The 20149-nt window shown below is 65.1% G+C and carries 18 protein-coding genes; 6 read left to right on the forward strand and 12 right to left on the reverse strand.

Translation table 11 applies throughout. From position 1 onward, the window contains the following. Positions 1–184 precede the first annotated feature (184 nt). Complete coding sequence (locus BRW65_RS05055; RefSeq protein ID WP_073871974.1) at positions 185–967, forward strand: alpha/beta fold hydrolase; 783 nt, start codon at positions 185–187, stop codon at positions 965–967. 32 nt (positions 968–999) lie between these two features. Here BRW65_RS05055 and BRW65_RS05060 read toward each other — a convergent pair whose 3' ends face one another. From BRW65_RS05060 to BRW65_RS05070, 3 genes are read right to left on the reverse strand one after another with little or no spacing between them, the layout of a single operon-like run. After that, positions 1000–2403 (reverse strand): FAD-binding oxidoreductase, encoded by a 1404-nt coding sequence (locus tag BRW65_RS05060; protein WP_208611757.1) that lies wholly within the window; start codon positions 2401–2403, stop codon positions 1000–1002. Between the two features lie 18 nt (positions 2404–2421). Further along, positions 2422–5241 (reverse strand): RND family transporter, encoded by a 2820-nt coding sequence (locus tag BRW65_RS05065; protein ID WP_244167986.1) that lies wholly within the window; start codon positions 5239–5241, stop codon positions 2422–2424. Between the two features lie 38 nt (positions 5242–5279). After that, positions 5280–5723, reverse strand: coding sequence for an MmpS family transport accessory protein (locus BRW65_RS05070; protein ID WP_073871978.1), 444 nt, complete (start codon positions 5721–5723; stop codon positions 5280–5282). A gap of 360 nt (positions 5724–6083) precedes the next feature. On the opposite strand from BRW65_RS05070, the gene BRW65_RS05075 reads away from it, so the two are divergent. After that, on the forward strand, positions 6084–7601 hold the full coding sequence (locus BRW65_RS05075; RefSeq protein WP_073871980.1) for a GMC family oxidoreductase: 1518 nt from the start codon (positions 6084–6086) through the stop codon (positions 7599–7601). A gap of 28 nt (positions 7602–7629) precedes the next feature. Here BRW65_RS05075 and nrdE read toward each other — a convergent pair whose 3' ends face one another. The 4 genes from nrdE to BRW65_RS05100 form a co-directional block, all read right to left on the reverse strand. Next, a complete protein-coding gene (gene nrdE / locus BRW65_RS05080) occupies positions 7630–9795 on the reverse strand; it encodes a class 1b ribonucleoside-diphosphate reductase subunit alpha (protein WP_073871982.1) in 2166 nt (721 codons plus the stop codon). Continuing rightward, complete coding sequence (gene nrdI, locus BRW65_RS05085; protein ID WP_073871984.1) at positions 9765–10217, reverse strand: class Ib ribonucleoside-diphosphate reductase assembly flavoprotein NrdI; 453 nt, start codon at positions 10215–10217, stop codon at positions 9765–9767. Before nrdI ends, nrdE begins: the two co-directional genes overlap by 31 nt. Before the next feature lie 43 nt (positions 10218–10260). Then, entirely contained in the window at positions 10261–10500 is a 240-nt protein-coding gene (locus tag BRW65_RS05090) for a redoxin NrdH (RefSeq protein WP_067274703.1), read from the reverse strand. A 528-nt stretch (positions 10501–11028) separates the two neighbouring features. After that, complete coding sequence (locus tag BRW65_RS05100; RefSeq protein WP_208611758.1) at positions 11029–11589, reverse strand: NAD(P)H-dependent oxidoreductase; 561 nt, start codon at positions 11587–11589, stop codon at positions 11029–11031. A gap of 92 nt (positions 11590–11681) precedes the next feature. Between BRW65_RS05100 and BRW65_RS05105 the strand changes: the two genes are divergently transcribed. Together BRW65_RS05105 and BRW65_RS05110 are read left to right on the forward strand one after the other, a co-directional pair. After that, positions 11682–12296 carry a TetR/AcrR family transcriptional regulator gene (locus BRW65_RS05105; protein WP_073871986.1) on the forward strand — a complete coding sequence of 205 codons (615 nt, stop codon included), beginning with the start codon at positions 11682–11684 and terminating at the stop codon, positions 12294–12296. Between the two features lie 4 nt (positions 12297–12300). After that, entirely contained in the window at positions 12301–13344 is a 1044-nt protein-coding gene (locus BRW65_RS05110) for a DNA polymerase IV (RefSeq protein ID WP_073871988.1), read from the forward strand. Here the strand turns inward: BRW65_RS05110 and BRW65_RS05115 are convergent. Next, the gene (locus BRW65_RS05115; protein WP_073871990.1) at positions 13279–14202 is read right to left on the reverse strand and encodes an SDR family oxidoreductase; all 924 of its coding nucleotides are present in this window, start codon (positions 14200–14202) and stop codon (positions 13279–13281) included. The genes BRW65_RS05110 and BRW65_RS05115 overlap by 66 nt on opposite strands. Positions 14203–14229: 27 nt before the next feature. Next, positions 14230–14865 (reverse strand): TetR/AcrR family transcriptional regulator, encoded by a 636-nt coding sequence (locus tag BRW65_RS05120; protein ID WP_073871992.1) that lies wholly within the window; start codon positions 14863–14865, stop codon positions 14230–14232. 116 nt (positions 14866–14981) lie between these two features. On the opposite strand from BRW65_RS05120, the gene BRW65_RS05125 reads away from it, so the two are divergent. Further along, a complete protein-coding gene (locus BRW65_RS05125; protein WP_073871994.1) occupies positions 14982–16460 on the forward strand; it encodes a cytochrome P450 in 1479 nt (492 codons plus the stop codon). Positions 16461–16536: 76 nt separating this feature from the next. Here BRW65_RS05125 and BRW65_RS05130 read toward each other — a convergent pair whose 3' ends face one another. Next, positions 16537–17040, reverse strand: a complete 504-nt coding sequence (locus BRW65_RS05130; RefSeq protein WP_073871996.1) for a homocitrate synthase — start codon at positions 17038–17040, stop codon at positions 16537–16539. 315 nt (positions 17041–17355) lie between these two features. Here BRW65_RS05130 and BRW65_RS05135 point away from each other — a divergent pair, with 315 nt between their 5' ends. Further along, the gene (locus tag BRW65_RS05135) at positions 17356–17544 is read left to right on the forward strand and encodes a hypothetical protein (protein WP_073871998.1); all 189 of its coding nucleotides are present in this window, start codon (positions 17356–17358) and stop codon (positions 17542–17544) included. 50 nt (positions 17545–17594) lie between these two features. Here the strand turns inward: BRW65_RS05135 and BRW65_RS05140 are convergent, their stop codons facing one another. Both BRW65_RS05140 and BRW65_RS05145 read right to left on the reverse strand, forming a co-directional pair. Beyond that, positions 17595–18560 (reverse strand): sensor histidine kinase, encoded by a 966-nt coding sequence (locus BRW65_RS05140; protein WP_073872000.1) that lies wholly within the window; start codon positions 18558–18560, stop codon positions 17595–17597. A gap of 134 nt (positions 18561–18694) precedes the next feature. Continuing rightward, entirely contained in the window at positions 18695–20125 is a 1431-nt protein-coding gene (locus tag BRW65_RS05145; RefSeq protein WP_084187714.1) for a FadR/GntR family transcriptional regulator, read from the reverse strand. Positions 20126–20149 lie beyond the last annotated feature (24 nt).

Raw genomic sequence — 20149 nt, forward strand, 5'->3', positions numbered from 1 at the left:
ACAACGAAGACCCCAGGTCGCGCGCGCCGGAGGTGCGCCAAAGTGTCCGCTTCTGTGGAAGAGATGGCACATTGCGAGCGGTAGGCAGGTGTTCGCGGCCACGCGGTTGGGCCATGGCAGTTTCTGTGGGAAATGTGGCAGTTGCGCCACGTCCGCACGGGCCTGCGGTGGCGTTGCAGCGGGCATGACAACCATCGTTTCCCCCGACGGAACCAGGATCGGCTATGAATCCGCCGGTGCCGGTCCGCCCCTGCTGCTTGTGCACGGCAGCACCGGCACGCGCGCTCGCTGGTCCCCGGTGATGCCGGCGCTGGCACAGCGTTACACCGTGCACGCGATGGACCGCCGCGGCCGGGGACTCAGCACTGCCGAGATCGAGCCCTACAGCCTGGGCCGCGAAGCAGAGGATGTCGCGACCATTGCCGAAGCCCTCGGCGGAAATGTCTACGTCCTCGGGCATTCCTACGGGGCGTTGGCGGTGCTGGAAGCTGCCCTCATCACACCCGCTTTCCGCCGGATCATGCTCTACGAGCCACCGATACCGTCGCCGGGCCTCGACGTCGTCTCACCAGAGGGCTTGGCACGCATCACCAAGATGTCCGACCCCCACGAAATCCTTGAAGCGTTCTATCGCGAAACCCTGCACCTTCCCCGGTCGGCCATTAAGAACCTTGCGGATCGAGAGTTCTCGCATCTCGCCGACTCAATCGGACACACCGCCGGCCGCGAACTCACGGAAGCCCGCGCCTACCGGGCGACAGAGCGGCTCGCCAAGATCACCGTCCCGGTCCGTATGTTGCTCGGCACCGAGAGCCCCGCGTACTTCCAGGCGGCCACCGCGGCCGTTGCTGCGCGGATACCGGGCGCCACGATCGTCGCGTTGCGCGGCCAGGGACACCAGGCGGTCGACTACGACCCACAACAGTTCGCCGGGGCGGTACTGGATTTCGACTCCGATATCAGCTAGTCGGCGTCGGTGATTGTGACAATGGTCGGTGCTCACCCGGCCGGAACCACATTAGGGTTGAGGCGGAACATGTCGGTCGGGTCGAACGTCTTCTTGACACGAACCAGGCGGTCGTAGCATTCGGGGCCATAGATCGCCACGGCGTCGCTTGCTTCTTCGGGAGCGAGGTTGTTCACCAATAGGCGGTCGCCCTGCCATGGCGCCATGCCGTCGAGTAAGGCAGCGATCGACTCCCTTAGCCGCCGTTCCTCTGATAGCGGACCGACCTCCACACCCAACAGGACATACGGCAGCCCTCGGGTCGCCACGGCGTTGGGCACCGCCGGCTCGCGGTCCCAGGCTCCGCCAAGGGCGCGCAGTTCGGCGATCCACATGGTGCTGTCGGAATCCGGACCGACAAGTTCGACCAGCTTGTCCTGCGCCTCCCCGCCGAACTCCCGCAGCATGATGCTGCGTTCGTAGTAAGGCAATGGTTCGGTCGGCTCGTTGTGGATCGATGCGACTGCGGCATAAGGCATGTCCGCTACGGTGTCCAAGATTGTCGGCGCCACCGCCCGAAGCGGTGCGATCATCCGTTCGCCGTCATCAGCCGTGCCGTTGTAGGCGATCCGCACAGCCACGGTGAACACGCCGCGCAGCGGTTCAGGTATTTCGGGCAGCGGCGGCAGCCGCAGCGCCGCGAACGAAGAGGTCACTGTTTCCGGCGTGTTCGGGTGCCAGGCAGTCCAGGCCCGCAGCACGTCGGCCATCCGCTCCCCGGGGAAGTACATGCCGCCGCCGTAGAGTCTCGAGACCGGGAACAGGGCGAATTCCATCCGCGTGACCACGCCGAAGTTGCCCTTGCCGCCGCGCAGCGCCCAGAACAGTTCGGGTTCGGATTCCGCAGTGACACTGAGCAATTCGCCGTCCGCTGTCACCACCTCGAGTGAGCGCACGTGGTCGGCTGCGTAACCGTGGGAGCGGCCGAGGGTCGGGCTGAGACCGCCACCCAGGGTGTAGCCGACAACTCCCACCGTGGGGTTCGAACCATTCAAGGGTGCCAGGCCCGCCTCGGCTGCCCTCCGCACCACGTCGGCCCAAATCGCCCCAGCGCCGACTCTGGCCGTGCGGCCCACGACATCGATGTCGATGCCGCTCATCCGGTGGGTAGCGATCAGCACGGAACCCTCTGCCGCGCCGACCATCTGATGGCCGGTGGCTTTCACCAGAACCGGCCGGTGCTGTCCCGCCGCGAAAGCAACGGCCGCCTGGACATCGCTTGCGCGCTGCGACACCACAATCACGGCGGGCTTGAGCTCGTGATTGAGGTTGAAGACAGCGCGCTCGTAGTCGTATCCCACCTCACCCGGCAGCAGGACCGAACCCGCCACCGCCGCCCGTAACGGTGCGACGTCCTCCGGCCGCAGCGGCGGGAAAGGGTAACCATCGAGAGTCACGCTGAGAACCTCTTTTCGTTATGCGACAGGGGCGCCGACAGGAGCATCGCGCCGGATGGTGGTCATACGCAGCGGCCTGGAAGGGATTAGCCGGGGCCACCAGAAGAACGATCCGAGCAACCGCGCGATCGCGGGCGTGACGAACGAACGCACGATGAGCGTGTCCAGAAGAAGACCCAGGCCGATGATGGAGCCCATCTGGCCGATGTTGATCAAATCGCTGGACACCATCGCCATCATGGTGACCGCAAAGACCAGTCCTGCTGTGGTCACCACTTTGCCGGAGTTGGCGACGGCTCTGATCAGACCGGTGTTCAGACCGGCTTTGCTTTCCTCGAGGTAGCGGGCGATCAGCAGAAGGTTGTAGTCGGAACCGACCGCCACCAAGATGAGGAACGTGAGGGGCAAGTTCAGCCAGCTCAGTGGAATACCGATCAAGTGCTGCCAGATCAGGACCGACAGGCCGAACGCGCCGGAATACGAGAACGCCACGGTTCCGAGGATGACCAATGCTGCGACAATGCTTCGGGTGATGAGCAGCATCACCAGGAAGATCACCGCGAAAGCTGCTGTGGCGGCGATGAACAGGTCTGTTCTTGACGCGTCCTGAATGTCCCAGTAGGTCGCGGCCGCGCCTCCGAGATAGACGCGCGATCCGGCGAGCGTGGTGCCTTTCAACGCTTCCTTGGCGGCAGGCAGATAGGTCTGGTCATGCTTGATGCCTTCGGGGCTCAGCGCCTCTCCGTCGTGGTAGACCATGTACCGCGCCGATTTGCCGTCCGGGGACACGAAGAACCGCAGGTCGATCTGAAAGTAGGGATTTGTGAACGCGTCCGGCGGCAGGTAGAAGAATTCGTCGTTCTTCGCACTGTCGAACGCGTAACCGAGATCCATCATCTGCCTGCTCAACGCATCCAACTGGGTCAACTGGGGCGCGATCGTGCTGTGCTCGGCCAAGATGATTTGGCGCATCTGGTCGAGTTGGTCGGCGTTCTGGCCGATGAGGCCGACGAGCTGCGGCGTCACCGCGTCCTGAAGCAATGCAGCTCTCAGGTTCTTGTCCACCCCGTCCGTTAGCTGATCAAACTTGTCGGTCACTTCGAATAGCGATCGCAGTGACCAGCAGATCGGGATGTCGAAACAGTGCTTCTCCCAGTAGAAATAGCTGCGGATCGGGCGCCAGAAGTCGTCGAAATCGGCGATGTCGTCCCGCATCGAATCGGTGGCGTCTTTGATGCCCTGAGCGGCATCGGCGGCGATGTGCGCCGCTCCGGCCTGTTGCGAGGTCAACTCCTGTTGGTGATGTAAGAGGCCCGTCATGCGGTCGGTGATAGCGGCCATGTCCGTGAGCCGGTTGTTCAGATCGGTGAGAAACGGCAACAATTCTTTGATCTTCGTTCCCATCGTGCCCATGGCGTAGGTGAAAGACGAATGCTCCAGTGGCGCGCCCAAAGGTCTTGTGGTGCTCTGCACCATCGCAATACCCGGGGTGTGAAAAACGCTGCGTGCCACTCGGTCCAGCGCGATCATGTCCGTGCTGTTGCGCATGTCGTGGTCAGATTCCACCAGGAGCATGTCGCTGTTCAACCGGCTGACGGGAAAGTGCCGGTCGCTCGCGGCATACCCCTGCTTCGACGGGACGTCATCGGCGACGTACAGCCTGTCGTCGTAGTTGGGGCGGTAGGTGGGAAGCGCGGCCGACCCCACCAGCATCACCAGGGAACTCGCCAGCAATAGCCGGGCCGGCCAGCGCACGACAAGTGTTCCGACCTTGCGCCAGATGCCAGCCCCCGCCGCCCTTTTCGGTTCGAAAAGTCCCACGCGACTACCCAGGTCGAGCAAGGCCGGACCGAAAGTCAAGGCAGCCGCGACTGCGGTCAACATCGCCGCAGCGCAAGGAATGCCACATGTATTGAAGTAATTGAGCCGCGTGAATTTGAGGCAGAACGTTGCCCCGGCCACCGCTAGGCCGGACCCGAGAATGACGTGGGACACGCCGCCCACCGCGGAATAGTAAGCGGATTCCCGATCTTCGCCGGCCTGGCGTGCTTCGTGGTAGCGGCCGATCAAGAAGATCGCGTAATCGGTGCCCGCGCCCAGGATCAGGGAGACAAGGATGTTCGATGCGAATTCGGATATCTGGGTGAACTTGTGGAAGGCGAGGAAGGAGACGATACCCCGCCCGCAGATCAATTCCATCATCACCATCAAGAGGATTAGCAGCGCGGTGGTGATGGAGCGATAGACGACCAGTAGCATCGTGGTGATGAGGACGATGGTCACGAACATGATCGTGATCAGGCTCTTGTTGCCGACCTCGAGCATGTCAGCCGACAACGGCGCCGCGCCGGAGACGTAGACTTTTAGCCCCTGCGGTGTTTTGGTGTCCGAAACCAGATCTCGTACCGCATGGATGGACTCGTCCGACAGCGACGAACCCTGGTTACCAGCGACCCGCACCATTGTGTAGGACGCTTGTCCATCATTGCTTTGCACCCCAGCAGCGGTCGTTCCTTCGCCCCACAGGTTCATCACATACTGAACGTGCCTGTCATGCTGGAGTTTTGAGACCAACTGGTTGTAGAACGAGTGGTCTGCTTCGTCCAGTTTCCGAGAAGCCTCCAACACGACCATCACTAGGCTGTTGCTGTCGGATTCCTTGAACACTTCCCCGGTGCGGATGAGCGCCTTTGCCGACGGCGCGTCGAGAGGGACCAGAGGGCCTCGGTTTGCCTCGGTGACGGGCTCGAGCTGCGGGACGACCACGTTGACCACCACCAGCAGGGCGATCCAGGCAAGCACCACCGCCAGCGAATACTTTCGGATGGTGCGTGCCACGTACGGTCTGCGCGCATCGGGGCCTGGGCGGCGCTGGTTCACGCGGACAGCACCTGGCACCAGACTCCCGCCTGCGCACCTGTCGCCACGTGTTCGGACCGCACTTGCCCGTCAATCTTGATACGGCAGCCAATATTTGGTCCTGCCACTTGCGCGGTGACATCGGCGGTAGCCGTCGTCAACACGGTTCTTTCGGTGTGCGTCCAGGGCAATGTCGTCAGTTCCACCGCGACGGGCTTGGAGTTGACGTCCCAGTAACTGACCCTCCCCCACCCGCCCAAATCGCCGAAGATTTCGTATTCAATGCGCTTGGGATTGAACTGGGCGATCGAAAATCTGTTGCCAGAACCTCGAGTTCGATCGTCGGAGCCGAAGACACCGTGAGCGGCGTGGATGACGAATCCCGCCACGGTGATCACGACGACCACGATCGTGGGCAGCCAAAGCCGACTGGCCAGTCGTCGAGTTGTGGAGACGAGCATGTTATTCCAGCTGCCCGAACAATCTCGCATTACTTGAACCTCACGCAGCGGCGCTGCTTGCTGAGTAGTGGTGATGCTCAGTTGGATTCACGAGATTTGGTCCTTTCCGATTCGAGGCGGTCATTCCTACCAGCCGCTCACCGAGGTACAAGCTAGGGACATCAGCGCCGCCGGTCTACCCGAATAGCGCGGCCGATGGCCGGAATACGCGGTGGGGAAGCCACCCGTGGCGCGCTGGCCTTGATGGCCCGCCGCTGGCCGTCTTATGGTGCTCGGCGTCGGCGACGAATCATTGGTGACCCGAAAGCCGACGTACGATCGAAATGGGTTGGACCCCAACGCCTGAAGGGAGGCTCCGTCGTGCCGAGAACCGAGTCATACGACTTCATCGTCATCGGCGCCGGTACCGCCGGGTGCGTCTTGGCGCGCCGGCTGAGCGATGACAGCAACGTCCGGATCTTGCTTCTCGAGGCGGGAAGTGCCGCCCTTCCGCCGTCCAGCGAGCAACCGCCGCAGTGGCCGACATTGATAAAGAGTTCGGCCGACGGCGGCGGCCTCACCTCGGTGCAGGCGGCAACCGGCCGGGCGGTGCATTTACCACTAGGACGCGGCATCGGCGGGTCCTCGGCAATCAACGGCATGATGTTCGTCCGCGGACACCGCGACAGTTATGCCGATTGGCCACCCGGCTGGCGGTTCGACGACCTCTTGCCTTACTTCAAAGCCAGCGAGTGCGCACCCGGTGGCGATCCTGCGTGGCGCGGAGAGAAAGGCCTCCTAGACGTCGCTCCGGTGGAGCCTCCGAACGAGGTGCTTGCAGCGGGGCTGCGCGCCGCGTTGCAGTCTGGCTATCCGCGTGCTCGGGATCTGAGCAGCGGATGCGAGTTGGGATTCGCAGCACCGGATGCCACTATTTCCGACGGGCGCCGGCAGAGCGCGGCGGACGCTTACCTGTGGCCTGTGTTTCCTCGCGACAATCTGACCCTGGTTGCGGATGCCGTCGTTCATCGGCTACTAATCGCCGACGGTCGCTGTAGCGGAGTGGAGTACCGCGTCGCGGGCCAGGGTCCGACTGTGGCCGTGGCAGGCGAAGTCGTGTTGTGCGCCGGTGCAATTGACTCACCGCGGCTGCTGATGATTTCGGGTGTCGGACCGCGCAACCATCTCCGCGACCTGGGCATTGACGTTGCGCTTGACCTGCCCGGCGTAGGGTCGAACTTGCAAGACCACCCGTTCACCGGGGTCATATTTCAAGCGACTCAGCCGATTCCGACGCCGCGGCACAACCACGGCGAAATAATGGGCATAATCCGCTCCAGATTCGCCGTCGCAGCGCCTGACTTACAGATTCTGTTCGTGGACACCGGCGCCTTGGCCGGACTCGACATACCGAATATCTACGTGATCGGCGTATCGGCGATGCAGCCGTTCAGCCGCGGCAGCGTGCGGTTGGCGGGACCAGCCGCTGACGCGGCGCCGGTCGTCGACCCGAATTACCTCGGGGATGCGCGCGACGTGGAGACTTTGGTGGAGGGTCTCTTGACAGCCCGAGAGATTGGCGCCGCGCCCGCACTGGCCGCCTGGCGTGGCGCGGAGCTGGCGCCGGGACCTGGAGTCAGCAGCAGAAAAGCATTGCGCGAGTTCATCAGACAGACGGTAGGCCCCTACTTCCACCCGGCAGGGACATGCGCCCTGGGGCACACTCAGCATTCAGTGGTTGATGACGAGCTTCGCGTCCACGGCATCACTGGACTCCGGGTGGTGGACGCGTCTGTCATGCCCTCGCTGCCCGCGGGCAACACGATGGCAACCGTCTATGCGATTGCCGAACGGGCCGCGGCTCTCATCAAGGGGCCCCGTGTCACTGCCCCACCTTAAGGCCGTGTGCGTCAACGGGTTGCGCGTGCTACAGCATGCAGGACACGCAGCCCTCGACCTCGGTTCCCTCCAAAGCCATCTGCCGCAGCCGGATGTAGTAGAGGGTCTTGATCCCCTTGCGCCAGGCGTAGATCTGCGCCTTGTTGACGTCGCGGGTGGTGGCGGTGTCCTTGAAGAACAGCGTCAGGCTCAGTCCCTGGTCGACGTGCTGGGTGGCGGCGGCGTAGGTGTCGATGACCTTCTCGTAGCCGATCTCGTAGGCGTCCTGGAAGTACTCCAGGTTGTCGTTGGTCATGTAGGGCGCCGGGTAGTAGACGCGGCCGATCTTGCCTTCCTTGCGGATCTCGACCTTGCTGGCGATCGGGTGGATCGAGCTGGTCGAGTGGTTGATGTAGGAGATCGACCCCGTCGGCGGGACGGCCTGCAGGTTCTGGTTGTAGATGCCGTGCGCCTGCACCGACTCCTTCAGCCGCTTCCAGTCATCCTGGGTGGGGATCCGGATCTCCGCGTCGGCGAACAGCTGACGCACCCTGTCGGTCTGCGGCTCCCACACCTGCTCGGTGTACTTGTCGAAGAACTCCCCCGAGGCGTACTTCGACCGCTCGAAACCGCCGAACGCCCGACCCCGTTCGATCGCGATGCGGTTCGACGCGCGCAGCGCGTGGTAGAGCACCGTGTAGAAGTAGATGTTGGTGAAGTCGATGCCTTCTTCGGAGCCGTAGAAGATGCGCTCCCTGGCCAGGTAGCCGTGCAGGTTCATCTGCCCCAGCCCGATCGCGTGAGACTCGTTGTTGCCCTGCTCGATTGAGGGCACCGACGTGATGTGCGTCTGGTCGCTCACCGCGGTCAGCGCGCGGATCGCCACCTCGATCGTCTGCGCGAAGTCCGGCGAATCCATCGCCTTGGCGATGTTCAGCGAACCGAGGTTGCACGAGATGTCCTTGCCCACCTTGGAATACGACAGATCGTCATTGAACTCCGACGGCGTGGACACCTGCAGGATCTCCGAGCACAGGTTCGAGTGCGTGATCTTGCCCTCGATGGGGTTGGCCCGGTTCACCGTGTCCTCGAACATGATGTAGGGGTATCCGGATTCGAACTGCAGCTCGGCCAGCGTCTGGAAGAACTCCCGCGCCTTGATCTTCGTCTTGCGGATGCGCGCGTCGTCGACCATCTCGTAGTACTTCTCGGTCACCGAGATGTCGGCGAACGGCACGCCGTAGACCCGCTCGACGTCGTACGGCGAGAACAGGTACATGTCCTCGTTCTTCTTGGCCAGCTCGAAGGTGATGTCGGGGATCACCACGCCGAGGCTCAGCGTCTTGATCCGGATCTTCTCGTCGGCGTTCTCCCGCTTGGTGTCCAGGAAGCGGTAGATGTCAGGGTGATGCGCGTGCAGGTACACCGCACCAGCGCCCTGGCGCGCACCCAGCTGGTTGGCGTAGGAGAACGAGTCCTCGAGCAGCTTCATGATCGGGATGACGCCCGACGACTGGTTCTCGATGTTCTTGATCGGCGCGCCGTGCTCACGAATGTTGGTCAGCAGCAACGCAACCCCGCCGCCGCGCTTCGACAGCTGCAGCGCGGAGTTGATCGACCGCCCGATCGACTCCATGTTGTCCTCGATGCGCAGCAGAAAGCAGCTCACCGGTTCGCCGCGCTGCTTCTTGCCCGAGTTCAAAAACGTCGGGGTGGCCGGCTGGAACCGCCCGTCGATGATCTCGTCGACCAGCTTCTCGGCCAGCCCGGTGTCGCCGGCCGCCAGCGTCAGCGCGACCATGACCACCCGGTCCTCGAAGCGCTCCAGGTAGCGCTTCCCGTCGAACGTCTTCAGCGTGTAGGAGGTGTAGTACTTGAACGCGCCCAGAAACGTCGGGAACCGGAACTTCTTGGCGTAGGCGCGGTCGAGCAGGGTCTTGACGAAGTTGCGCGAGTACTGGTCGAGAACCTCACGCTCGTAATAGTTCTCGCGAATCAGGTAGTCGAGCTTCTCGTCCTGATTGTGGAAGAAGACGGTGTTCTGGTTGACGTGCTGCAGGAAGTATTCGCGCGCCGCCAACACGTCCTTGTCGAACTGAATCTTGCCGTCCGCGTCGTACAGATTCAGCATGGCGTTCAGCGCGTGGTAGTCCGTCTCACCGGGCAGCGCGTGCGCGCCGGACGTTACAGGCTCTGCAGTGACGGTTGGTGGCACGTCTGTTCCTTCCAGAATTCTTCCAAGCCCGCGCGGACGGCTTCCACGTCGTCGGGGGTTCCCATCAGTTCGAAGCGGTAGAGGTACGGAACGCCGCATTTGCGTGCGATCACGTTGCCCGCATAAGCGAATTCAGCACCGAAGTTGTTGTTGCCCGCGGCGATGACACCGCGGATCAACGACCGGTTCTGCTCGTTGTTCAAAAATGCGATGACCTGCTTGGGCACATAGCCGCCGGCATTGAGGTCCGGGGTGGCCCGGCCGCCGCCGTATGTGGGCAGTATCAGCACGTACGGCTCGTCGACCTCGATGCGCCCGTGCAGCGGTATCCGCGTGGCGGGAACACCCAGCTTCTCCACGAAGCGATGGGTGTTCTCCGACACGGAGGAGAAATACACCAGGTTGCGCTGCGTGCTATCCATGGCACCGCAACCTCCTTCTTCCCTAACGTCCGTCGCTAATTGCTCAGGCGCTGAGCGCCGATTCCGCGAGCGCCTTGATGCGGTCCGGCCGGAAGCCCGACCAGTGGTCGTTGCCCGCCACCACCACGGGGGCCTGCAAGTAACCCAGCGCCATCACGTAGTCGCGCGCCTCGTTGTCGAGCGTGATGTCGACCTTCTCGTAGCCGACGCCCTGCTTGTCCAGGGCCTTGAACGTGGCGCTGCACTGCACGCATGCCGGCTTGGTGTACACGGTGATGCTCATGGAAGCCGCTCCTTTGCGGAAGGTGGGACTTATAACGGACTGGCAACTACTCGGGTACTTCAACAAACGCTGTCTTCGCTGTGTTTCAGCGGCCCGTCAAGCCCCCGCGTTCCCGTCCTGCGGCCGTCGGGGTCGAATGACCTGGTAAGCCGATTTCGGGTGGTGAACCAGGGCCCGGTCGGCCTGGTGTACCTGGGATCTGCCGGTGCTCGAAACACTACACCTAGTGGCTGACAAGATGTCGAGATACAACATGTTCGGAATAACAATTCTGAAATTCGCTGGTCGTAAGGCCTCTGAGGCGGACACGCCCGGCGTGTCGCAGGTCACAATCCTCGTCAAAGTCGTACATGCGAATCGTTGTATCACCGGCCACCGACAAGTCCCGTCGACGCGCTTCGATGCCGCCGCGGACCGGGCCGCCCATGCCGCCGCTAGCAAAGCCGCCAGCGCGGGCTGGCGGCTTTGGCTATTCGGTTGTGACAACCTCGCTGGTCGCCAGGCGATCGGCTTGTTGACTTCTGCCAATCAGGCGACTTCGGCGGCGAGCTTCCCGAGGGCGTCGCGCACGTTGCCCGACAGCTCGCCGTGCTCCGCGGGGGCCTTGCCCTCGAGGGTTTTGAACGGCACCGAGAGCTTGATCGACTCGACCACCCTGGCGCCGGCGATCCCGAACGACTTCCGGGTGTCCTCGTGCGCCCACACCCCGCCGTACTGGCCGAACGATCCCCCGATGACCGCCAGCGGCTTACCCTTCAGCGCGCCGTCGCCGAACGGGCGCGACAGCCAGTCGACGGCGTTCTTGATGACAGCCGGATAGCTGCCGTTGTATTCCGGCGTGACCACCAGGGCGGCGTCGGCGTCGGCCGCCGCGGATCGTAGCGCGGCCACCGGGGCCAGCGGCGGAGCGTCGGTGTTCATCGCGTCGTCGATCTCCTCGTTGTAGAACGGGAGGTCCGCCAGTCCCTCGAACACCGTCACGGTGACGCCGTCGGGGGCGATGTCGGCCGCCAGTTCGGCGATCTGACGATTGATCGACGCCGCGCGCAGGCTCCCCACTAACGCCAAGACCTTGATGTTGTCTGCCACCGTTCCCGTTTCCCTTCAGTCGTTGGTATCCATCCTCGCACACACAACCGGACTTCAGTCCGGTTGTATTCCCGCCGGGTTAAAGTACAGGGATGACCAGTGTCGAGCGGTCGAGCGAACTGCCCGTCTACCCACTCCAGGCGGCCCAGCCGGAGCGAGGCGACGCGGCGCGCAACCGCGCCCTGCTGTTGGACGCGGCCCGCAGCCTGATCGCCGAGCGCGGCGCGGACACGGTCACCATGGACGACGTCGCGGCCGCCGCCGGCGTCGGCAAGGGCACGCTGTTCCGTCGGTTCGGCAGCCGCGCCGGCCTGATGATGGTGCTGCTCGACGAGGACGAGCGAGCCAGCCAGCAGGCCTTCCTGTTCGGCCCGCCTCCCCTGGGTCCCGACGCCCCGCCGATCGACCGGCTGGTGGCATTCGGCCGGGCACGCATCTGTTTCGCCCACGCCCATCGCGAACTGCTGTCAGAGGCCCACCGCGATCCGCAGACTCGCTACAGCGCGCCCGTCCTGGTGCACCACACCCACATTCGGGTGTTGCTCCAGGCGGCGCACACCACCGGCGACCTCGACGCTCAAACCGATGCCTTGCTGGCCCTCCTGCACGTGAACTACGTCGAGCACCAGCTCAACGAACGCGGTCACACCCTGCAGACGTTGGGTGACGCATGGGAAAGCTTGGCGCGCAAGCTTTGTGGGCGATAGCGCAATGACCTCGCCGGCACCGCTCTGGGTCCTGCACGTCGACCTCGATCAGTTCCTGGCGTCGGTCGAGTTGCGCCGCCATCCCGAGTTGGTCGGCCGACCGGTCATCGTCGGCGGCAGCGGCGACCCGGCCGAACCGCGCAAGGTGGTCACCTGTGCCTCCTACGAGGCCAGGGAATTCGGCGTCCGCGCCGGCATGCCGTTGCGGGCCGCGGCGCGCCGCTGCCCCGACGCGACGTTCCTGCCGTCGGATGCGGCCGCGTACGACGCGGCCTCCGAAGAGGTGATGGGGTTGCTACGCGACCTGGGACACCCGGTCGAGGTGTGGGGTTGGGACGAGGCGTACCTCGGGGTCGCCGGGGCCGACCCGTCCGAGGTGGCCGAAGAGATCCGGACCGTCATCTCGTCGGAAACCGGGCTGTCCTGTTCGGTCGGGATCAGCGACAACAAACAGCGCGCCAAGGTCGCGACCGGCTTCGCCAAACCGGCGGGCATCTTCACGCTCACCGACTCGAACTGGATGACCCTGATGGCGGACCGTCCGGTCGACGCGCTGTGGGGCGTGGGCCCCAAGACGGCGAAAAAGCTTGCAGCGCTGGGGATAACGACCGTGTGGGAGCTCGCGCACAGCGATGCCGAGCTGCTGACGTCCGCGTTCGGCCCGCGCACCGGCCTGTGGCTGCTCCTGTTGGCCAAGGGCGGCGGTGACGCCGGCGTCAGCGCCGAGCCGTGGGTCCCCCGCTCGCGCAGCCATGTCGTCACCTTCCCGCGCGACCTCACCGACCGCGCCGAAATGAACTCGGCCGTAACGCAATTGGCGGAACAGGCGTTGGCGGACGTGCTGGCGTCGGGCCGCATCGTGACCCGGGTCGCGGTCACCGTGCGAACCTCGACGTTCTACACCCGCACCAAGATCCGCAAGCTCGATGCTCCCACCACCGAGCGCCACGCCATCGTCGCCGCCGCGCTGCGGGTCCTGGACCTATTCGAGTTCGACCGCCCGGTCCGGCTGCTCGGGGTGCGCCTCGAACTGGCCATGCCGGACTAGCGATGCCGGGGCGGGCCGCAGCGCCCGGGTGAACACCACGTTGACCTGACGCATCGCCACGCTGTAGGGCCACCAGGCCAGCCGCTTGAACGCGTACAGCGCCCGGATGTCAGCCGACGTGTAGATGAGGTAGCGGTTCTTGGCCACCCCGGCCAGGATCTTTTGGGCGGCCTTCTCCGGCGACACCGCGTGCCCGCTGAAGCGGTTCACCCAGCGCGCGACCTTGGGGTCTGCGCGGTCCACGCCGGCGATCTCGACGGTCTGGACCAGCGGGGTGTTGACCGCACCCGGCACCACGACCGACACCCCGATGCGGTGCCGGGCCAGGTCGAAGCGCAGCACCTCAGAGAGGCCGCGCAGCCCGTATTTGCTTGCGCTGTAAGCCGCATGCCACGGCAACGCGACCAAACCGGCCGCCGACGACACGTTGACCAGGTGCCCGCCGTTGCGGGCCGCCACCATCGGCGGCACGAACGTCTCGATGACGTGGATCGGACCCATCAGGTTGATCGCGATCATCTTGCTCCACTGGTCGTGGGTCAGCCGGTCGACGGTGCCCCAGGCGGACACTCCGGCGACGTTGAGCACGACGTCCATGCTCGGGTGGTCGCGATGGATGTCGGTGGCGAACGCCGCCACCTCGTCGTAGTTCGCGATGTCGAGGGCCCGGTGCGCGGGCACTTCTGCGCCCAGGGCGCGGGCGTCGGCCACGGTCAGCTCGAGCCCGTCGCGGTCCCGGTCGGTCAGATAGAGCTCGGCGCCGTCTGCGGCCAGCCGCAACGCGGTGGCACGGCCGATGCCGCTGGCCGCCCCCGTGACCAGACACCGTTTGCCTGCGAAGTACCCCTGCTGCCCCATTGCCGTGACGATACCGGCGGTAGCGCCTTACGGACGCCCGCCCCAGAGCGCGTGCAGCCACAACCGCTCAAGGACGCGCACGCGGCGGTCGAGATCGTTGTCGCGGCCGGCCAGGATGGGATCGCCGGTCAGCATCAGGGCGGTGGTCCCGGCCAGGGTGCGGATCAGGGTGGGCAGGTCGTCGCTGATCGGGTGGGCGGTCCCGGCCTTCATCTCGGCCTCCACGATCGCGACGATCTGGCCCAGCACCACTTCGAATTGCCGATCCATCAGGTTGCGGATCTCGACGTCGGTGTTGCGCGCCTCGTTGCAGGCGGTCATCAGCGGGTCGTTGTGCGCGTAGACGGCCGCGGCGCTGCCGACCATGCGTTTGGCGAACTGCTCAGGGGACTCCCCCGGCTCCCGCGGGGCGAAATCGTGGGTGAGCTGTTCGAGTTCCTCGGCGGCCTCGGCCATCAAGTGGGCGAGAACGGCGTACTTGGAATCGAAATAGAAGTAGAAGCCGGACCGGGCAACCCCCGCCCGCACGCTGATGGTGCTGACCGACAGCTCCGCGAATGGCTTCTCCTGCAGCAGTTCCCGCACCGCCTGAAGGATCGCCTGGCGCTGTTTGTCGCCGCGCCGTTGCCCGCCCGGTTCCGGGGTGGCGGGGTGGCTGCTCATTCCCCGACCTTGCACCACGCCGGCAAAAAAGCAAACTTGACAGCCGTCAAGTTTTTCCCGAAGGTTATAAGACAGTGACGGCTGTCACCTCGGAGGGAACGCGCAAAGGAGCGTCTATGACCGCCACCATCAGCACCCCGCAATACCTGCTTGACCAGGCGAGGCGCCGGTTCACACCGACGCTGAACACGATCCCGGGGATGGGTGCGGTCGAGAAGCGCCTGCTCGCCCACGACTTCGAAACCAAGGTGCTGGCCGAACCGCCCGCCGGCAGCAACCTCAAGCCCGTGGTCGGCGATGCCGGTCTTCCGATCCTTGGCCACATCATCGAGATGTTCCGCGGCGGCCCGGACTATGCGCTGCACCTCTATCGCACCCGCGGCCCCCTGCACTACCTCGACTCGCCGATCATGCCGGCGGTCACCGCGCTCGGCCCGGACGCCACCCAGGCCGTGTTCTCGAACAAGAACAAGGACTTCTCCCAGAAGGGCTGGCACCCGGTGATCGGCCCGTTCTTCAACCGCGGCCTGATGATGCTGGACTTCGACGAGCACATGTACCACCGGCGCATCATGCAGGAGGCCTTCACCCGCAGCCGGCTGACCGGTTACGTCGAGCACATCGACCGGGTGGCGAGCGACATCGTCGCCAACTGGCCGACCAACGACGCCCGCTTCCTGTTCCACCCGGCGATGAAGGAACTCACCCTGGACATCGCCTCGCTGGTGTTCATGGGGCACGAGCCGGGCACCGACCACGAGCTGGTCACGAACGTCAACCAGGCGTTCACGATCACGACCCGCGCGGGCGGCGCGATCATCCGGCAGCCCATTCCGCCCTTCAAGTGGTGGCGCGGCCTGAAGGCCCGCAAGCTGCTCGAGGACTACTTCATCGAGCGGGTGCGGGAACGCCGCCACGCGACCGGGACCGACATGCTCACCGTGCTCTGCCACACCGAAGACGACGACGGCAACAGCTTCACCGACTCCGACATCGTCAACCACATGATCTTCCTGATGATGGCCGCCCACGACACGTCCACGTCGACGACCACCACGATGGTCTACAACATGGCCGCCAACCCGGAGTGGCAGGAGCGGGCGCGTGAGGAATCGGCCCGGCTCGGCGACGGCCCGCTGGACATCGAGGCGCTGGAGAAGCTGGAAACGCTCGACCTGATCATGAACGAGTCGCTGCGCATGGTCACGCCGCTGCCGTTCAACATGCGCCAGGCCGTTCGCGACACCGAGCTACTTGGCCACTACATCCCGGCCGGTACCAACATCACCATCTGGCCCGGCATGAACCACCGGCTTCCCGAATTGTGGACGGACCCGGACAAATTCGACCCCGAGCGCTTTGCCGAGCCCCGCTCCGAGCACAAGAAGCACCGATACGCCTTCGCGCCGTTCGGCGGCGGGGCCCACAAGTGCATCGGCATGGTGTTCGGTCAGCTGGAGGTCAAGACCGTCGTGCACCGGTTGCTGCGCCGCTACCGGCTGGAGCTGACCCGGCCGGGCTATCGGCCGCATTGGGACTACGGGGGCATGCCCATTCCGATGGACGGCATGCCGATCGTGCTGCGCCGGCTGTGATCCATCGCGAGCAGACGCAAAATCGCGCCTTGCGCCTGCCAGACTTGCGATTTTGCGTCTGCTCGGCCAACTCGAACTAGGCGAGCAGTCGGTTCGCGCAGGCGATCAGCGCGCGCAACGCCGACTGCGTCGAGTCGTCCGACCAGCCCATCGCCCATTCCGCGCGGGCCCCGTTGCTGCCGCAGACGAACGTGACGGTGTGGCCGTCCGAGCCCAGCTGGTGGAACTTGAGGATCTCCACCGGGACTCCGCGGTCGTGCAGCATCGCGCTCAACGCCGCGATTGGGCCGCTCGCGACGGCGGTTGAGGTGTTGATGCGGTCGCCGACGGCGATAACGGCCTCGAAGTTGTTGGCCTGCGGCCCCCGCCGCCCGGCGGTATCGGTGCACGCCCAGCTGCCCAGCCGGATAGGCCCGCCCGTGTGGGCGTAGGTCGTAACGAACTCGTCCCAGCACATCGCGCCCGCCTGCTCCCGCAGCCCGCGGGGCAGCGGGGCGCCGAACTGCCCGGCGAACCACATCGTGGCGGGGCACGGGCTGGTCTGGTTGGTGGACGGATCGAACCGCTCGGGAATGGTCATGGTGCCGGTCTTCTTCGGTCGAAAGGAGTGACCGACGGCAGTAGCTTCCGACCCACAGCGGGGGGTCGGTCTAGGTCAGACCCCGCTGCGGGTGCTAGCTACTACGGCTCGCTCGAGAAGACGCACGAGCGCAGACTCTAGCGCGATAGGGCCCTGACGTGCAAGTTCCGCCTCGCCGCATAACGCGTCGGACCGTCACGAAATTAATCCGAAATATTGGTTTACACGTGTGCAGCAGGGGGTATGAGGCGGAGGCAACAGTCATTCAACGGCTGTGCAACAACCCCTCGAAGGAATGATGAAAGAAGGCTCATCATGAAGGCAAAACGCACCATGAAAACCCTCAAATCGGTCGCAGCGGCCACGGGGGTGGCAGCGGTGTTATTACTCCCGACCGGATGTGCTTCATCTGCGGCCGGCAGCGGTGGACTGCTCGGCGGCACGGTCGGCGGCGGTAGTGGTGGGATTTTAGGTACGGTCGGCGGGATTGTCGGCGGCCTCTAACCGATTTTTTCCAGCGGCCCTCGGGAAGCGATTCCCGGGGGCCGCTGGCTTTATCCGGTCGGCCCGGACGACGGCTCGAAGCGGAGATACGCCTGGATGGTCGTTCCGCTCGGCGTCGTGTGGGTGCGCACCAAGTCGGAGATGGCGTTGACCAGATACAGGCCCCGGCTGGCGGGACCGCACGGCCCCGGATCCAGGCGTCCCACCAACGGATCCTCGAAACACCCGGTGTCGCGCGCCTCGCAGACCAGATATTCGTCGTCGCGCCAGAAGGCGAGCTCGCAGGCTCCGTCGGTGTACATCAAGCTGTTGCTAGCCAGCTCGGTGGCGACCAGCTGCAGATCCTCGACTCCGTCCTGGGACAAGCCAATCCATCCCGCGTAGTTGACGGCGAACGACCGCGCGGGGCTCAAATCCGCCGACTTCCGCACCGTGTAGGTGACGGCCCCCGGATTCCCTGGCAGCGGCCGGTTGCAACGCCGCAAGACCGCGTCGGGCGCGTAGTCGGCGCTGTGCTGCAGGGCGCCGCCCCGCCACAGCAGCGGATGCGTCGCCCGCGCGTCCGCGAGCACATCGGCATCGAGCCGGCTGCCGTCGTAGAGGCACAAGCCGGTCACCTGGTAGCCGTCCATCGCCCCGTTGACCAGCGCCTCGTGTTCCACGCAGGCGACCAACTCTTGCTGGGTGCGTCCGGGCCAGGCGAGCTGACTGACGATCCGCGCCCGCCTATCGGGGTGGTCGTCGACGAAAGACCCCTCCATCGCCATGAATCGGCTCGGGTTGCGGCCCGCCTCCGTGATGTCGACCAACTGCAGACCCGCCGGCGCCTCGCTCGGGCCGAGCGCGTCGCGCAGCAAGGCCAACCTGTCGGACGGGACCGCGACCAGTACCGCCTCGTCCATCGCCAACCCCTCGCTGACGAAGCGGGTCACGACATCCAGGTACTCGTGCTGGGATTGGTAGATGAGCGCGGAGTGGACGAAGCCGAGCTGGCCGATTTCGGTGCCGGTCGTCACTCCACAACTCTCGCTTTCGATCCCCAAACGCCAACCCCCTGCTGGACCGGCCGTCTAACTTCTCCCTCCCCAGTACCCGCCGCGGGCCTTCGCTATACCGCGCTGCAGATCACATCTGAGAACTCAGTATTTTCCTAAAGCCACCAGGAGGCAGCGGCGTCCAGATGACGGCGAACCCGGTAACGGGCCAGGCTCTCGTCGCCCGCCTCGATCGCATCGGCAATCCGCAGGTGCGCGTGGTGAACGGCCAGCACGTCCGCCCAGGTCGGCGGCGCCTGTCCGGTGCTCGACCAATGCCGCCGGAACAACTCGACGATGATGCGCAAGAACAAGTCGAGCAGCGTGTTCCCGGCCAGCTGGGCCAGTCCGACGTGGAACCGGAACTCCTCCACGGCGGCGTCAGCGACATCGCCGGGCGCTTCGTCGACCTCCGACCGGTGGGCGGCCAGGAAGGCAGCCACCTCGCGTTCGCTGCACCGCTTGACCACCTTGGCGACGTTGTCGATTTCGATGGCATCCCGGACGCAACGGAGGTCTTCTCGGCTCGGGTCGCGGTACTGCAGGTACAAGGCGATGGTGTCGATGCTGGCCTGCGCCTCGGGTCTGGCGACGACGAGGCCACCGCCCGGCCCGCGGCGCATGTGCGCGATCGAGTGGTACTCGAGCAGCCGCACCGCTTCGCGGAGCACCGCGCGGCTCACCCGGTAGCGCTCGAGAAGGGCCGTCTCGGTGCCGAAGACGGACCCGACCTGCCAGCCGCTCGCCGCGATGTCGTCACCGATCGTCGCAGCCAGCATCTCCGCCAGCTTGCCGCGCGGCACCTCGATGTCGAGTGGCCGCGGCCTGCGCCGCCGGCTCGGGGTGCGGGAGTGGTGGTGCTGCAGCCAGGCGGTCACGGCCTCGACGTGCCGCTGGCTGAGCGTCTTGGCGCCCGCCGAGTCGCCGGCGGTGACGGCGTCGACCAGCTCGGAATGGTCGGTGTGCATCCGGTCGACCGCCTCGGTGGCCTCGGACGCCGAGTCGGTCCGCGACTGTAGGGCATACCGGGTGGTGAGCCGCATCAGCACGTTGACGAAGAGTTGCAAGACCGGGTTTTTCGATTGTTCCGCCAAGGCGATGTGGAACTCGTCCCGAGGCGTGGGGAGCCCGGGCCTCCACGCTTCTTCGCCGCGCAATACCGCCCGCAACCGAGCGATGCCCGCCTCGTCGATCCGTTCCGCGGCCAGCGAAGCCGCCAACGGTTCGAGCACCAGGCGCGCGTTCAGCAGGTCGCCCAGCGTCGTGCCGAGATGTTCGAGATAGATGACGACGGCGCGGGTGGCGGGCCCGGCATCGGGCTGGCAGATGATCAGCCCGCCGCCCGGCCCGCGGCGCATTCGGGCGACTTGGTGGTGTTCGACGAGCCGGACGGCCTCGCGCAGCACCGAGCGACTCACCCCGAAGCGCTCTTGCAGCGCGTGCTCGGATCCCAGCGATTCGCCGACGGCCCAACCGCGGCGAACGATCTCCGCTTCGAGGTCCCGCGCGATCCTGGAAGCCAGCTTGTTCGCCAGGCGGGTGCTCACGTCAGCCCCAACGACGTTTGGGCG

This window comes from Mycobacterium paraffinicum, assembly GCF_001907675.1.
GTDB lineage: Bacteria > Actinomycetota > Actinomycetes > Mycobacteriales > Mycobacteriaceae > Mycobacterium > Mycobacterium paraffinicum_A.

Coding starts and splice junctions, on each gene's coding strand:
- BRW65_RS05055 (WP_073871974.1), top strand. CDS start 185: ATGACAACCATCGTTTCCCCCGACGGAACCAGGATCGGCTATGAATCC.
- BRW65_RS05070 (WP_073871978.1), bottom strand. CDS start 5,723: ATGCTCGTCTCCACAACTCGACGACTGGCCAGTCGGCTTTGGCTGCCC.
- nrdI (WP_073871984.1), bottom strand. CDS start 10,217: ATGGATAGCACGCAGCGCAACCTGGTGTATTTCTCCTCCGTGTCGGAG.
- BRW65_RS05090 (WP_067274703.1), bottom strand. CDS start 10,500: ATGAGCATCACCGTGTACACCAAGCCGGCATGCGTGCAGTGCAGCGCC.
- BRW65_RS05105 (WP_073871986.1), top strand. CDS start 11,682: ATGACCAGTGTCGAGCGGTCGAGCGAACTGCCCGTCTACCCACTCCAG.
- BRW65_RS05110 (WP_073871988.1), top strand. CDS start 12,301: ATGACCTCGCCGGCACCGCTCTGGGTCCTGCACGTCGACCTCGATCAG.
- BRW65_RS05115 (WP_073871990.1), bottom strand. CDS start 14,202: ATGGGGCAGCAGGGGTACTTCGCAGGCAAACGGTGTCTGGTCACGGGG.
- BRW65_RS05120 (WP_073871992.1), bottom strand. CDS start 14,865: ATGAGCAGCCACCCCGCCACCCCGGAACCGGGCGGGCAACGGCGCGGC.
- BRW65_RS05125 (WP_073871994.1), top strand. CDS start 14,982: ATGACCGCCACCATCAGCACCCCGCAATACCTGCTTGACCAGGCGAGG.
- BRW65_RS05130 (WP_073871996.1), bottom strand. CDS start 17,040: ATGACCATTCCCGAGCGGTTCGATCCGTCCACCAACCAGACCAGCCCG.
- BRW65_RS05135 (WP_073871998.1), top strand. CDS start 17,356: ATGAAGGCAAAACGCACCATGAAAACCCTCAAATCGGTCGCAGCGGCC.